The sequence below is a fragment of the Pseudomonas syringae group sp. 26L6 genome (assembly GCF_032587815.1).
Taxonomy (GTDB): Bacteria; Pseudomonadota; Gammaproteobacteria; order Pseudomonadales; family Pseudomonadaceae; genus Aquipseudomonas; species Aquipseudomonas amygdali.
This window is the reverse complement of sequence record NZ_JAWHPJ010000027.1, coordinates 1-14,289: the sequence shown is the minus strand read 5'-3', so window position 1 is coordinate 14,289 and position 14,289 is coordinate 1. Positions and strand designations below refer to the sequence as shown.

Annotated in this window: 11 protein-coding genes and 2 pseudogenes; 9 read left to right on the top strand and 4 right to left on the bottom strand. The window is 58.5% G+C overall.

All coding sequences use genetic code 11. The features are described from left to right. Positions 1-108: 108 nt before the first annotated feature. Positions 109-453 carry a zinc ribbon domain-containing protein YjdM gene (locus RYA97_RS14460; RefSeq protein ID WP_032613429.1) on the bottom strand — a complete coding sequence of 115 codons (345 nt, stop codon included), beginning with the start codon at positions 451-453 and terminating at the stop codon, positions 109-111. Between the two features lie 267 nt (positions 454-720). Here RYA97_RS14460 and RYA97_RS14455 point away from each other — a divergent pair. The 4 genes and pseudogenes from RYA97_RS14455 (at position 721) to RYA97_RS26515 (ending at position 5,250) form a co-directional block, all read left to right on the top strand. Continuing rightward, positions 721-2,741: pseudogene (locus RYA97_RS14455) on the top strand (acyltransferase family protein). A 65-nt stretch (positions 2,742-2,806) separates the two neighbouring features. Then, positions 2,807-3,466, top strand: coding sequence for an HD domain-containing protein (locus RYA97_RS14450; protein WP_029240861.1), 660 nt, complete (start codon positions 2,807-2,809; stop codon positions 3,464-3,466). Positions 3,467-3,585: 119 nt separating this feature from the next. Then, positions 3,586-4,392: pseudogene (locus RYA97_RS26520) on the top strand (MCP four helix bundle domain-containing protein); the annotation flags it as partial. After that, on the top strand, positions 4,387-5,250 hold the full coding sequence (locus RYA97_RS26515; RefSeq protein ID WP_371911627.1) for a methyl-accepting chemotaxis protein: 864 nt from the start codon (positions 4,387-4,389) through the stop codon (positions 5,248-5,250). The pseudogene RYA97_RS26520 and the gene RYA97_RS26515, both read left to right, overlap by 6 nt. Before the next feature lie 71 nt (positions 5,251-5,321). Here the strand turns inward: RYA97_RS26515 and can are convergent, their stop codons facing one another. Next, positions 5,322-5,960: a carbonate dehydratase gene (gene can, locus RYA97_RS14440; RefSeq protein WP_002552086.1), complete on the bottom strand. Its 639-nt coding sequence runs from the start codon at positions 5,958-5,960 to the stop codon at positions 5,322-5,324. Positions 5,961-6,130: 170 nt separating this feature from the next. On the opposite strand from can, the gene RYA97_RS14435 reads away from it, so the two are divergent. Beyond that, positions 6,131-6,538 (top strand): hypothetical protein, encoded by a 408-nt coding sequence (locus RYA97_RS14435; protein ID WP_005777856.1) that lies wholly within the window; start codon positions 6,131-6,133, stop codon positions 6,536-6,538. 9 nt (positions 6,539-6,547) lie between these two features. Here the strand turns inward: RYA97_RS14435 and rimI are convergent, their stop codons facing one another. Continuing rightward, the gene (gene rimI, locus RYA97_RS14430; RefSeq protein ID WP_002552084.1) at positions 6,548-7,000 is read right to left on the bottom strand and encodes a ribosomal protein S18-alanine N-acetyltransferase; all 453 of its coding nucleotides are present in this window, start codon (positions 6,998-7,000) and stop codon (positions 6,548-6,550) included. Further along, positions 6,993-7,796 (bottom strand): energy transducer TonB, encoded by an 804-nt coding sequence (locus RYA97_RS14425; protein WP_117140515.1) that lies wholly within the window; start codon positions 7,794-7,796, stop codon positions 6,993-6,995. The genes rimI and RYA97_RS14425 overlap by 8 nt, the downstream gene beginning before the upstream one ends. 144 nt (positions 7,797-7,940) lie before the next feature. On the opposite strand from RYA97_RS14425, the gene mksB reads away from it, so the two are divergent. The 4 genes from mksB to RYA97_RS14405 all read left to right on the top strand — a co-directional run bounded on the left by mksB (position 7,941) and on the right by RYA97_RS14405 (position 14,151). Next, the gene (mksB, locus tag RYA97_RS14420; RefSeq protein WP_117140514.1) at positions 7,941-9,218 is read left to right on the top strand and encodes an Mks condensin complex protein MksB; all 1,278 of its coding nucleotides are present in this window, start codon (positions 7,941-7,943) and stop codon (positions 9,216-9,218) included. Continuing rightward, a complete protein-coding gene (gene mksE, locus RYA97_RS14415) occupies positions 9,208-9,915 on the top strand; it encodes an Mks condensin complex protein MksE (protein ID WP_002552081.1) in 708 nt (235 codons plus the stop codon). The genes mksB and mksE overlap by 11 nt, the downstream gene beginning before the upstream one ends. After that, positions 9,912-12,731: an Mks condensin complex protein MksF gene (gene mksF / locus RYA97_RS14410; protein ID WP_117140513.1), complete on the top strand. Its 2,820-nt coding sequence runs from the start codon at positions 9,912-9,914 to the stop codon at positions 12,729-12,731. The genes mksE and mksF overlap by 4 nt, the downstream gene beginning before the upstream one ends. A gap of 172 nt (positions 12,732-12,903) precedes the next feature. After that, positions 12,904-14,151, top strand: a complete 1,248-nt coding sequence (locus RYA97_RS14405; protein WP_016980942.1) for a right-handed parallel beta-helix repeat-containing protein — start codon at positions 12,904-12,906, stop codon at positions 14,149-14,151. Positions 14,152-14,289 lie beyond the last annotated feature (138 nt).

Below are 14,289 nucleotides of genomic sequence, written 5' to 3'. Positions count from 1 at the left end.
GGTATTCACCTGTTCAGGAAAAACAGCCCTGGCGCGCCCGGAAACATGAACGCCCCGCCAGTCGAAGGACCGGCGAGGCGTTCAGGCTAAAGCCATTGCCCGACAGAATCAAACCTTGCGGACGAACTCGGACTTCAGCTTCATCGCGCCGATGCCGTCGATCTTGCAATCGATATCGTGGTCGCCATCGACCAGACGGATGTTCTTGACCTTGGTACCGACCTTGACCACCAGCGAAGAGCCTTTGACCTTCAGGTCCTTGATCACGGTAATGGTATCGCCGTCCTGCAGCACATTTCCCGTGGAGTCCTTGATGACTTTCACGTCGTCGGCTGCATCGGCGCCAGCAGCGTCTGCAGACCATTCATGGGCGCATTCCGGGCAGATCAGCAGGCTGCCGTCTTCGTAGGTGTATTCGGAATTGCATTTCGGGCAGGACGGTAAGCTCACAATGGTTCTCGCATCGAGGGGTAAAAACCATGAATTATAAAGGGCTTTTACACTTTCAGGTTGGAAGACGCTGATCCGCTGGTGCAAACCTGTCGACATAAACCGGATTCAGCCATTGGACAGAAGCGAATACCTGAACTAAAAAATACACCACTCTCTCCTGCGATTCCCTTCTGATCCTTCATTCCCAACGCCTGCGCCCTGCGTTGGCGGTAGCTATTGCAGCGCGCATTTATCGCCTTTCACCACTTCCTGTATCGAGCACACTTCATGGGCATTCCTCATAACCCGGCGCTCGGCTATCGACCCGAAATCGATGGCCTGCGCGCGCTCGCGGTGATCCCGGTCATCCTGTATCACGCGGGTTTGCCGTTATTCAGCGGTGGATTCGTGGGGGTCGACATCTTTTTTGTGATCTCTGGCTATCTGATCACCTCGATCATTCTTGCGCAGATGCTCAACGGCAGATTCTCGCTGATCGATTTCTACGAACGGCGCGCCCGACGCATTCTGCCGGCGCTGTTCGTGATGATGCTGGTCTGCCTGCCTGTCGCGTGGTTGACGCTCGATCCGTCTGACCTGAAATACTTCGCCAAAAGCCTGGTGGCGGTGCCGACCTTCTCCTCCAACCTACTGTTCTGGCTGGAAAGCGGCTATTTCGACGCAACCGCTGAACTCAAACCCTTGCTGCACACCTGGACGCTCGCGGTAGAGGAGCAGTACTACCTGTTTTTCCCACCGCTACTGATGCTGGCCTGGAGCATGGGTCGCAAGTGGCTGATTGTGCTGCTGATCGCAGCTGCCCTGGCAAGCCTGGCGCTGGCGGAGCTGGGGGCGCGTCATAACGCCAGTAACGCTTTTTATCTGCTGCCTGCACGCGCCTGGGAATTGCTGACGGGCTCGTTCATCGCCTTCTACTTTGTCTGGCGCCCGCGTAGCGTTGATAGCGCCAGCCATCTCGATCAGGCGGCGACGCTGTTGGGGATTTTGCTGATTGGTTATGCCGTGGTTTGTTCCGACAGCAGTACACCCTCCCTGGCCTCAACGCGCTGCTGCCTGTGCTGGGTGCGGCATTGATCATTGTCTTCGCCAATGGCCAGACCTGGGTCGGCAACGCGCTGAGTTCACGGGTAACGGTCCTGATCGGCATGATCAGTTACAGCGCCTATTTGTGGCATCAGCCCGTCTTTGCCTTCGCTCGTCAGCGCAGCCTGATTGAGCCAGGCCTGCCGCTGATGCTGGCGTTGACCGTGCTCTCGCTGCTGCTGGCCTGGCTGAGCTGGCGCTTCGTCGAGCAGCCCTTTCGCAAGGCCGGTGCATTCAACCGCCGTCAGATCTTCGCCTCGGCAGGTGGTGCTTCCACGCTATTTGTCGCGCTGGGGCTGGTCGGTTATCTCAATAATGGCTTTAGCCAGCGCTTCGCTGTCGATCCGGCGATGCATCAGGCATTTGTCGACCCGCAGATACGCGAAAGATGCGACCGGAACCTTGATAGCCAAGGCTGGAATGTCGATTTTTGCCTGTTCGGTCTTGCCGACAGCAACGTAGTACCGGAGATGGCCCTGTTTGGTGACAGCCACTCAGAGGCCCTGTTATCGACGTTTGACGCCGCTGCGCGGGATCAAGGCAGAACCGTCGCGCACATAGGTCTGGGCGGTTGCCTGCCCTTGCTCGGCGTGGACATCGCCAAGGGTAACTACCCTGCCGGGGTATGCGAGGCGCTGGCCAATCGCGAGTTTGAATACGTGAAGCAGCGGCAGATCAAAAAGGTCGTGCTGGTGGCACGCTGGACGCTGTACACCGACGGCGATTACGGCGAACGGAAGATGAGCAAGTATTTCCTGACCTCCCGCAGCCACCCGGAAAAAAATCGGGAAACCTCGCGAGCAGTGTTCCGGCAGGCGCTTGAAACCACGATAAAGGCCTACCGCGATATCGGCACCGAGGTATTCATCGTCGCGCAGGTGCCGCAGCAATTGATCAATCCCGAGAGCCTCTACTACCGCCTGGCCTGTGATGCCTGGGACAGTGATGCACAGAAACTGCAGTGGGTCAGTGAACTGTCGGTGCCAGTCGAAAAACATGCTCTGTTGCAACGCTTCACTCGCGAACTGTTCCTGCACGCCAGCCAGGCGAAGCAGATCAGGTTGATCACCTTGGATGAAGCCTTTTGTAAGGACAAGCAATGCCTGATTGGCGATATGAACTCGTACTACAAGGACTTCAATCACCTCAACGTCAAGGGCGCAGGGCTGCTTGCCGGCCAGATCAGCCATATTCTTGACCAGTGACAGGGTTTTATCAGGCGGCATTGTCTGTAATGCTGATGCCTGACCAGACGCCCGAGGACCACCGCATGACCGCCGCCAGCTTCGCCCCGTTTCAGGATCTGGCCAGCCTGCTGATCCCGCATACTCATGCAGAGAAAATCGATGGCGCGCACGACGTCTCGCACTTGCTGCGCGTCTGGAAAAACGTCTGCGCCATCCGTGACCGGGAAGGCGGCGATGCCCGCGTACTGATCGCCGCCACGCTGTTACACGACTGTGTTTCGGTCGAGAAAGACTCACCGTTTCGCTCCAGTGCTTCGCGACTGGCGGCAGCACGGGCCCGCGAATTGCTTACCGAGATGGGCTGGGACGAAGAAAGTATCGCTGCGGTTGCCCATGCTATCGAAGCGCACAGTTTCTCGGCGGCGATAACCCCGCTGACACTGGAAGCCCGAATTCTGCAGGACGCCGACCGTCTGGATTCTCTGGGCATGATCGGCGTGGCTCGAACCTTTTACGTATCAGGGCGGATGGGCAGACAGCTTTACGAACCGAACGACCCGCATGCCAGCCAGCGCCCGTATGACGACAGGAACTTCGCCGCCGACCATTTTCATACCAAGCTGCTGCACCTCGCCGACAGCTTTCAAACCGACACCGGGACACAGATGGCGAAGATCAGGCACGACCGGCTGAAGCGTTTTCTGAATGAACTGATGGAGGAAATCGGCGCGCCTCAGCCATGATGGGTTACCTGTTTCCGATATAAACATCAGATGTCATAAAGACATCACACAACTGCCCTATAAACGGCTCTCCGAGAAGGTCTGCGTGTTTATAGGGGTTGTGTGCCGTGAAAAGATTTATGCCTCGTTTCCTGCGTCGGCAATCCACAACGCCAACACTATTGCGCCGCTTCAGGATTACCCTGCGCCTGGTGATCTGTTTCGGCATCACTTCCCTGCTGATGGTCGCGCTGGGGGCTTTCTGCCTGCTGCAGATGCAGGAGATCCGCAATCAGGGCGAAGCTGTCGAGAGTGGTGCGCTGCCCAGTATCGCCATGGCCGATGCCATCGCCATCGGCCTGGTCAAACTGCGCAGCGAGACCACCCGGCTGATCGCCAATGCCGACGATCCGGGTGCGGTCATCAACAGCAAGATCAATGTCGAACAGCTCAAGAACGAAGTCGAGAAAGGTTTCTCGGAATACCTTGCGCGTGTTCAATCGGGCACTGAGCATGACTCTATCGTCGCGTTGCAGGATGCCTATAAGGCGTTCATGCCCGGCTTGCAGAATCAGATCACGCTGATCGAGCAGAACAAGCTGGATGAGGCCCGAATGCTGGCCAATACCATGCTCGCGCTGCAAGGCGACCTGATGGACATGCAGGTGCAGTTGCTGCGCGAGCTGAACAAACAGAGCGCTGCCGCCGCCGTAGAGTCAGCAGGCACCCGTTACGAGCAGGCGAGAATCATTGCGCTGAGCGCCATCGCCGTCGTATTGGCTCTGACCCTGCTGCTGGCCTGGCGTCTGAGCGTCAGCATCATTCACCCGGTCCGCCAGGCTTTGCACATTGCCAGCACCATCGCCGATGGTGATCTGACAGAGCACCGGATACCGGATGGCAAGGACGAGACCGCGCAGTTGCTGATCACCCTGGGGCGCATGCGCACCAACCTGCACGGCACGATTGATCAGATCTACGCAGCGGCAACGCAGCTGTCGCAGTCGGTTCAGGAGATGGGCACCATTGCCGAAGCCAGTGCGCTCAATCTGCAATTGCAGAACAACGAAATCGAGCAGGCCGCAGTCGCCGTCAACCAGATGAGTCAGGCGGCCATCGAAGTAGCAGGCAATGCCAGCAGCACCGTGACCGAATCACAGGCGTCGACCCAGGCGGCAGCGCAAGGACAGGAAAAACTGTCGGCGACGATTCTTTCGATCAAGCAACTGACTGAAAACGTACTGGACTCCTCGCATCAGGCTGAAGGACTGGCCGAGCGCACGCAGAGCATCAGCAGCATCCTCGATGTGATTCGCGCGATCGCCAACCAGACCAACCTGCTGGCCCTGAACGCCGCCATTGAGGCAGCCAGGGCGGGCGAAGCCGGGCGCGGATTTGCCGTGGTAGCTGACGAGGTTCGTTCACTGGCGCAACGCACCAGCGCCTCGACCTCAGAAATCGAAGGGCTGATCAGCGGTGTGCAGCAAAGCACTCAGCAAACGGCCAGCTCGTTGCGCCACACGGCAACGCAAGCCAGCCTGACGCTTGAGCAAGCTGCATCAACCGGCGAAGCATTGACCGTGATCATCCATTCAACGGGCACCATCAACGACCGCAACCTGCTGATTGCCAGTGCCGCAGAACAGCAAGCCCAGGTTGCGACTGAAGTAGACCGCAACCTGAGCAGTATCCGCGACCTGTCGAGCCAGACAGCGTCAGGCGCGCAGCAGACCACCGTGGCGAGCAATTCGCTATCGATGCTGGCGGCTGATCTGAACCTGATGGTGCAGCGCTTCGTGCTGTGATGACCTGCCTGTCGCCAACCAGCCGTCGCAAAAACAGACTGGCTGGCGATGCTGCAGCCTGAGGGCGGCTGTCAGTCCTGCGGACGCAGACGGTACTGCGGCGGCAACTGCTCGAAGCCGCTGATGGTTACGTCGAGGCTCTTCCAGCGACCGTCCTTGATGCCGTAGATGCAGCCATGCACAGACAGGCTCTGCCCACGGTGCCAGGCGTTCTGCACAATGCTGGTGTGACCGACGTTGGCCACTTGCTGAATCACGTTCAGCTCGCACAGACGGTCGACACGTTCTTCCTCGGTCGGCAGCTTGGCCAGCACTTCACGGTTTTCGTAATACAGATCACGAATCGTGCGCAGCCAGCCGTCGATCAGGCCGAACTGGCGGTCCTGCATGGACGCGCGTACACCGCCGCAACCATAGTGGCCCGTCACCAGAATGTGTTTGACCTTCAACACGTCCACTGCGTACTGGATCACCGACAGGCAGTTGAGGTCGGTGTGCAACACAACGTTGGCCACGTTGCGATGGACGAACAGATCGCCGGGCAGCATGCCGACGATCTCGTTGGCCGGGACACGTGCATCCGAACAACCGATCCACAGGAACTCAGGTGTTTGCTGGCGGGCCAGCTTGGCGAAAAACTCTGGGTCTTCCTGCTTTATCGCATCGGCCCAGCGTGCATTGTTATCAATCAGGTCTTGTAGCTCGTTCATGCTTTGACGCCTCGATAATGATGCCCAGCCTTGGACTGGAGTCGAATCCTTCAAGTCACGCCTATTTGCCACTACTGACAAAATTCACCAAAGCTCGTCGGTCAACAAAAAGGAATCTTCAAAGTCATGGCCGGTCCATTTTTTACGACCACCTGAAATGAGGATTTCCCATGAACGATTCACGCCGTCCGTTCGGTGCTGCCGAACCGGAACCCATCGACGATAACGAAGACCGTATGGGCTCCATGGAAACACTCGACTTCGACGAAGAAGATCGTGCCCGTATCGGTGATCTTATTCCTGAAGACGAACTGCAACATGAAATTCCGGATCAGCGTGTGCGTGAGGCAGGCCTGACCGGTGCCTCGACTGACGATCACCATTCGACCGATGACGATTTGTCTCCGGAAACCCTGATCCGCGAAGACGGTGCCCGTTCACCGAATGAGCAGGGCGAAGACGATCCTGCCGACCTGGAGCGGACTATAGTCGATGAAGATGACATCGGTGGTGGCAACGGTCTGGACGAGGAGGAACTGGCAATCATCGACCCGCTGGATGGCAATACCCAGCGCTGACAGCCAGCACTATTCGAAAAGCGTACAGGCCATGACCACAGCGTCTTCGCGGCCGCCGACTGCCGGGTAGTAATCGCGACGCCGGCCTATCTCGTTGAAACCGTAGTTTTCATACAGACGATAGGCTGGACGATTACTGTCACGCAGCTCCAGAAAGCATTCCCGAGCGTTTAGCTGATAAGCACGCTTCATCAGATGATCCAGCAGCAGCAAGCCAAGACCACGGCCCTGATTTTCAGGTTTGACGGTGATATTGAGCAGATGCGCTTCATCGATGATGACCTGAATCACACCGTGCCCGACCTGCTGCGCCCCTTCGAACATCAGCCAGATCTCGTAGGACTTGAGGCCATCGAGAAAGATGCCGCGTGTCCAGGGATGGCTGAATGCTGCGTATTCGATTTTCAGCACCGCATCCATATCGGCTTCGGTCATGGGGCGGAAGGTTACGGCATCACTCATCGATCGATTTCCAGCGCGTCATCAGCCGACGCATGGCTTTCCAGACATCGGCCTTGCGCTCAGGCTCGTCCATCATTAATTCAAGACCCGGCAACGCCCAGGCAGTACCCAGACCTTCGATCTGCAATTCGCGGTTATAGGATTCGGCGTCGGCTTCACCGGCGAACTTCATCGACGGCAAACCGATCAGCCACAGGCACGCACAGGGTTCGTCCTCAAGCCGGGCACCGACAAAGCCTTGCACGAAGTCGCGCGCCGCTTCCGGGCCCTGATCCATCTGGCCGCGCACCAGCAACGGCCAGCGCACCGGTTCGCCGATAATCTGCGGGCTGTCGGGCAGACCGGCAGCGCGCAGCATGTCCTTGAGCAGCAGGTAGGACGGATCGCGGCTCTGAAACGGCTGGCCGGTGGTCAGTTCTACCAGCAGCATGCAACGGCCGGCACGCAGCAATTGCAGGGCAAAACGCGGTGGCGGCACAACCGCGGCCTTGGGCGGCGCAGGCGCGGCCTCTTCGACCGGGGCAACTGTGCGCGTGCTGGCCAGTGACGGACGCGGCACCTCGACCTTCGGGCGCTCGGGCTGCCGGGCGATTGGCACAACGTTCGCAGCTTCGACCGGCGCAGCGTGCGCAGATGGCGCGGCAGCAGGCGCAATGTTCTGCACCTCGACCGGCGGCGGTAACGGCGCAAGCAGCTCCGGACGCGAGGGCGCAGCGAATGGCAGTTCTGTGCGCGGCAGCCAGTTGACCACCTGCATGGCGGTCAAATAAGCGCGGCGACGGGACTCGTTGAGCAAGGGTCAGCCACCTGTGGATAAGTTAAGCGCGCAATTCTAGCGTTGTTCGCCTTTTTGCGCTGCAGCATATCGCCCGCAGGTGAAATATCAGGCGACTGATGCAGTACAATTGCCGCTTTTCACTTGCCAACAGTCGGCCTAACGATGATCGAACCCAAGCGCGTCCTGCGCGCCCTTGCCGAGCACTGGGCGCTACTCGAGCCCTTATGCGAACACTTCGACCAGGGTACGTTGAGCCTGAGCGAGCTGCGCCTGCAATTGGGCGCTCAGCAGCAGGACAGCACCCCGCAAGACATCACCAACCTGCTGGACGTGTGGATTCGTCTGGACATTCTGGTGCCCGTCGCGAAAAGTCCGAACCGCTTTGAGCTCAACGCACAGATCCATGACTTCCTGTCCTACCTGCGCCGCGAGCACCGGCTGGGCCTGTGCCTGGAAATCGAGGCTTATCTGCGCCATCTGGAGCGCCTGGCCGGTTACATTCAGGACGCGTTCGATATTCGCGATGCCAATGATCTGGCCAGGCAGCTGCGGCTGCTGGACATGCGGGTGCGCGACGTTCTCAAGAAGCTTGCCAACGACGAACAGGCACTGGTCGCGGTCGCCGACCGGGCCAAGACCAGCGACCGGCAGATCCCTTTGCGCCAGCGGTATGCAGAAGTTCTGGCCACCTGGGACGAATACGTCGAGCCGATGATTCAACTGGTCAATGCCGACGGTGCTTTCGAACAGGGTGTGCGCAAGGTCGAGAATGTGCTGCTGCGCCTGTTGACCGAGCAACAACGCCTCGGTCATCTGGTCGACGACGACATGCTGCTGCGCACCCATGCGCGCATTCTGGAGATGCAGACCAGCGCTCAGTTGACCTTGCGCCATGCACGCGAGCTGCTGTTGCCGCTGCGCGAGGAGGCACGTCGCCATAATGCGGTGACTCGTGGCGCGGCACTGGCCTTGTCGGCGATTCGGCGCAAGGGCCTGGACGCAGTGCCACAGGCTGCCATGCCATTGTTTACCCGCCCGCAAAGTACCTTTCTGGGCAGCGCGAGCCAGGTCGAGGCTTACGTCTATGCCTTGGCGCGCTTTGAACCCAAGCCCGCGAAGTTCCCCAAGGCCAGTGGTACACGCAAGGGCGAACCACCCCGCGCGCCACGTACGGTCAAGGAAATGCTCGAGCGCTGCGAAAGCGCCCTGCCGATGCCTGACCTGATGGTCTGGTTGCTGGAGCAGGAACCAACCGGCGAAACCGACGAGCTGTTGTACTGGTTCTCGCGGTTGTCGCGGGACAAGCGCTTCGCCCGTGAACGCCTCGATCGTCGCGAATATTTCACCCGGGAGCACCGCGTCAGCCTGCGCTCCTTTGCCCTGCTCGCCGCAAAAGACGAGCAGCCAGAGCATTCCGAGAGCCCTGTTCATGCATCTTGATCTATCCGAAATGTCCCAGCTCGCGCCGATCTTTCGCGAGCTGTTCAAGGGCTATCACATCAGCCGCCGTGACCCGGAGCTGTATGCCCAACTCTCCAACTGCCAGGACCAGTACCGCGCGCTGTTCAAGGCATTGGGCTACGAACTGATCTGCGACACCCGCGGTTTCTACTATTTCGTGCCTGAACTGGCCGCCGCGCAGGTCAACAAGACCGCTCAGCGTCTGGCGCTGTTCACCTTCATCCTCGTCGAGCATCTGGCCGATCAGGGCCGTGACCCGATGGCCGTGCTGGATGGCGGCAGTCTGGGCCGTGACGAACTGCCTTCGATGCTGGAAAAGTACCGGGACCTGTTTCTTCAGGCGGAAGTGCAGACCCAGGAAGAGCTTGAAGAGAAGATCATGCGCCGCATGACGCAACTGGGTTTTGCCAGTGAAGAGGTCGGTATCTACCGCTTCCTGCCGCCGATGCACCGTTTTCTCGATGTATGCCTGTCGGTGCAACAGGACCGCGATCTGGCGGCCAGCCTGCATAGCGCCCTGCCACTGCCAACGCCTGTGCTCATCGATGACGACAGCGACGAGAAGCTGCTGGAAACCGATGACCCGCTGGACCTGGCTGAATTCGGTGAAGAAACCGAGGAAGAGGCACTTGCCCGGGCAATCGCCGATGAGCAACGACAGGAGATGGACACATGAGCCAGGAACGTTATGGCATCCGCCGCTTTGCCCTGTTGAACACCGCCGGTTACAGCCTCGGCCTGTTCCCGCTGGAAAACCCGCTGTCGGTGTACGGCGCGAATAACCTCGGCAAGAGCGCCTCGATCAACGCCCTGCAATTCCCGATTCTGGCACGCATGTCGGACATGAGCTTCGGCAAGTACAGCCTTGAGCAGTCCCGGCGCTTCTACTTTGCCACCGACACCAGTTACATTCTGGTGGAAGTCTCCCTGCCCCACGGCCCGCATGTGATTGGCGTGGTAGGCCGCGGCCCGGGTGGCGGTTTCGGCCACCAGTTCTTTGCCTATGCCGGCGAGCTGGACCTGGGTCATTACCAGAAGAACGACACCTGCCTGCGTCAGAAAGAGCTGTTCAGCAACCTGGAAAGCCAAGGCCTGAAAGCCTACGAACTCAAGCCGGACGAGTTGCGCCGCCTGCTGGTCGGCGGTCATACCTCGATCCCGCTGGACCTGACCCTGATCCCGCTACGCTCCACCAGCGAGCAGAGCCTGAAGACTTTCCGCGCGCTGTTCATCAACCTGCTGCACATGCGTGAAATCACGGCAGCCAAACTCAAGCAGCTGTTTCTCGATGCGTTCGAGCACAGCCTGCGTTCGGGCAGCGTCGACTACATCGCCGCCTGTGAAGAAGCTTTCCGCGACGTGCGGCGCATGGAACAGGATTACAACTCGCTGGTACTGGCTGGCCCGCTGGTCGAGGCACTGGCTGCCGGGGTCAAACAGCGTGATCTTTTGCGCGGCAAACTGCATCGTCTGTCGCCGATCCTTGATTCACTGCTTGGCACCTGGTCAGACTACTCTGGCGCGCGCAAGGAAGAACTGGTCGCTCAGGCCGAGCATTACCGTGCTCAGCAAGATGAGATGCAGAACGATCAGCGCAGCAGCACTCAGGAACTGATGCGTCTGGAGCGCGAGATCAGCAGTATCCAGCGCTGGGTCGGCGAGCTGTCGGTGCTGAAGAATCGTTTTGCGCTGGTCGATGACGTCAAGGTGCTGGAGCAGCAACTGCTCGCAGCCAAGGATGCTCACGATGAACTGGCCGGTGCACTGGCCCAGTCGCGGCAGTTCAGCGCCGAAGACCTGGACGAGCGTCTGCGCGATCTGGAGAAACGCCTCAAGTCGGTCAAGCAACAGCTCGACCACGCGGACAACAACAGTTACGCCCGTCTGCGTGAAGAGTTCTCCCAGCCGGACGTAGAACGCCTGATGCGCCTGTTCAACAGCGCGCTGTTCAGCCTGCCACTGGGTGAGCAAGGTATTGCGCTGGACGACGGCGACGCGTGGGTCAAATCGCTGGAGACCATTCTGGATGGCTTCAAGGGCGATCAATTCGCCGTACCCGGGCTGACCATCAACCTGTCGAGTATCGAGCCTCCTGCCCTGCAGGCGCTGGCCGATCGTGCTGCGCTGCGCGATCAGAAAGAGCGTCTGGAAAAAGAGCTCAAGCAACTGAAAACCCAGCAGGCTGTGGCCGCCGACCGTTCGGCGAGCAAGACCCAGACCGAAGCGCTGTACCAGCAGGTGCTGGATGCGCAAAAGGCACTTGAAGACTTCCGCCGTTGCCAGACCTTGAGCGCAGAGGAGTCCGGCAAGCTGGAAGAGCTGGCGCAGATGGAAGCCGCTCAGGATGAACTGAAGCGCTCCAGTGATGCGTTCACTGAGCGCGTCCAGCAGCTCTCGGCCAAGCTGCAACTGATCGCCCGTCAGATTGGTGACATGGAATCCAAGCAACGCACGCTGGACGACGCGCTACGTCGCCGCCAGTTGTTGCCTGCGGATCTACCGTTCGGCACGCCGTTCATGGACCCGATTGATGATTCCATGGATAACCTGTTGCCACTGCTCAACGATTATCAGGACAGCTGGCAAGGTCTGTTGCGCAGCGATGGGCAGATCGAAGCGCTGTATGCCCAGGTTCGCCTCAAGGGCGTGGCCAAGTTCGACAGCGAGGACGACATGGAGCGTCGCCTGCAACTGCTGATCAATGCCTACGCACACCGTACCGATGAGGCACTTACGCTGGGCAAGGCTCGTCGCGCTGCGGTTACTGACATCGCCCGCACCCTGCGCAATATTCGTAGCGACTACGATAGCCTTGAGCATCAACTGGCGCTGTTCAACCGCGAGATCAACAAGCGTCAAGTCTCTAACCTGGCAAGCTTCCGTATCGTGCTCGCGCCGAACAAGGAAGCACTCAAGCACATCGATCAGATTATCCACAGCGCCGGGCAATATGAAGAAGGCGAGACACTGTCAGTCTTCGACCTGAGCCAGAGCGCCGAGCAGGACAACAAGAACGAAGAGGCCAAGGAGTATCTGGCGCGACTTGTGGCTGCCAACCATAACCAGTTGGGCTTGAAGGACTTGTTCGAACTGGCATTCGAGATCACCAAGGTCAATGGTCAGCCGGTTATTCACACCGATATCGACGGCGCAGCTTCCAACGGCACCACGATGACCATCAAGGCATTGACCAACATGTACCTGTTGCTGCACTTGATGGATCGGGATCAGGCTGGTCGGGTGCGCTTGCCTTATTACCTGGACGAAGCAGCAGACATCGATGAGAAGAACCAGGCTGCGCTGCTGGAAACGAGCCTGCAACTGGGCTTCGTTCCGATTCTGGCAAGTGTGAAGCCACAGGTCTCGGCTCACGTTGCTATCGACCTGGAAGGCGGCAGCGGACCCAATGGCATCTACATTGATGAAGCGGACTGGAAATACATTCAGCGTCGCGATGAAGTGAAGCCAGCGGTTCCAGAGCTGGCTTCGTAAGGGTCGTTAGCTGTAGTCAGAAGGCCGCATGAGAATGCGGCCTTTTTTATTGTCTTTGAATTGGTGAGTCCCTGTTGCGGGCCTCAGGCGAGCAGAATCTTTATTCATCGAATTCATAATGAGGTGCAGCAAACACGCATACGATTACGAGACGCTGGCCTGGAGTGACCTCATGAAAACCATACTGTTGACGGTCTTGCTGACCGTTGCTGCAACAGCGCATGCAACCGACTATTACGTTGCCCCAAATGGCAATGATCACGCTGCCGGTACAAAAGCCGCACCCTTGCAATCCATCATGCGTGCACAGCAAACCGCAAAAGCCGGCGACACGGTGTATTTTCGCGGCGGAATCTACACCTACACAGCAGGCATCAACAGCTGCGCTACCCGCACAGACACCGTCAATGCCATCACCCTGAACAACAGCGGCAGCGAAAACAAACCTATACGTTACTGGGCCTATCCGGGCGAAACACCGGTGTTTGATTTCTCGGCCATGAAAGACGATTGTCGCGTCAAAGGCTTCAACGTTACCGGTAGCTGGTTGCACCTGAAGGGGCTGGAGGTAACGGGCGTGCCGCAGCAGCCGGATAACCATCTCAATCACGAGTCCTGGGGCATCTGGAACAGCGGCAGCCACAACACTTTCGAGCAACTCAACTTGCATCACAACATGGGGCCAGGCCTGTTCATTCAGAACGGCGGTTATAACCTGGTACTCAATACCGACTCGCACCACAACTACGATCCTTACACCTCAAACGGCGCAGGTCAGAGCGCTGACGGCTTCGGCGCACACATCAAGGCGGGGCATCCAGGTAACGTATTTCGCGGTTGCAGAGCCTGGGCTAATTCCGACGACGGCTTTGACCTGATCAATGCCTTCTCGCCGGTAACCATCGAAAACTCGTGGGCATGGCAGCAAGGTTACCTGCCTGGCACGCACACCAAAGTCGAAGCGGGCAACGGCAATGGCATCAAAGCGGGCGGATACGGTGGCAAGTATGTGCCCAACGGTGTGAAACATATCGTCCGTAATTCAGTTGCCTTCGACAACAAATCCGCCGGTTTCTACGCCAATCACCATACCTTGGCACTGGACTTCATCAACAACACGGCTTTTTCCAATGGCGCAAACTACAACATGGCAGGTATCGCGCCAAATGGCTCGCTGATCCCTCTCGGCCACCTGCTCAACAATATTGCCTACAGGGGACGGTTGACCGTAAACAGCGAAGGACTGGATATGGCCCACAACTCATGGGCGCTGCAAACGCCTGTAACCGACGCTGACTTTGAAGATGTCTCGGATATTGGTTGGGATGCGAAGCGCCAGCCGGACGGAAGCCTGCCAGTGCTGAGCAGCTTCCATCTGCGCCCCGGTAGCAGGCTGGCAGGCATGGGGGCGTTCAACTGAGCTAGAGGGGGAGTCTCTGACTTCAATACTGAAAGGTGTGGTTATGAGTTCAGGAGAATGCAGAGGTTTGTGGAACCCCAGACAAACAAAAACCCTCAACGCGTAAGCGATGAGGGTTTCTGGAATTTAATCTTGACG

Bases quoted from the DNA above. Each gene is read 5' to 3' on its own strand.
- RYA97_RS14450 (WP_029240861.1), top strand. From the start codon at position 2,807: ATGACCGCCGCCAGCTTCGCCCCGTTTCAGGATCTGGCCAGCCTGCTG.
- RYA97_RS26515 (WP_371911627.1), top strand. From the start codon at position 4,387: ATGCGCACCAACCTGCACGGCACGATTGATCAGATCTACGCAGCGGCA.
- can (WP_002552086.1), bottom strand. From the start codon at position 5,960: ATGAACGAGCTACAAGACCTGATTGATAACAATGCACGCTGGGCCGAT.
- RYA97_RS14435 (WP_005777856.1), top strand. From the start codon at position 6,131: ATGAACGATTCACGCCGTCCGTTCGGTGCTGCCGAACCGGAACCCATC.
- rimI (WP_002552084.1), bottom strand. From the start codon at position 7,000: ATGAGTGATGCCGTAACCTTCCGCCCCATGACCGAAGCCGATATGGAT.
- mksB (WP_117140514.1), top strand. From the start codon at position 7,941: ATGATCGAACCCAAGCGCGTCCTGCGCGCCCTTGCCGAGCACTGGGCG.
- mksE (WP_002552081.1), top strand. From the start codon at position 9,208: ATGCATCTTGATCTATCCGAAATGTCCCAGCTCGCGCCGATCTTTCGC.
- mksF (WP_117140513.1), top strand. From the start codon at position 9,912: ATGAGCCAGGAACGTTATGGCATCCGCCGCTTTGCCCTGTTGAACACC.
- RYA97_RS14405 (WP_016980942.1), top strand. From the start codon at position 12,904: ATGAAAACCATACTGTTGACGGTCTTGCTGACCGTTGCTGCAACAGCG.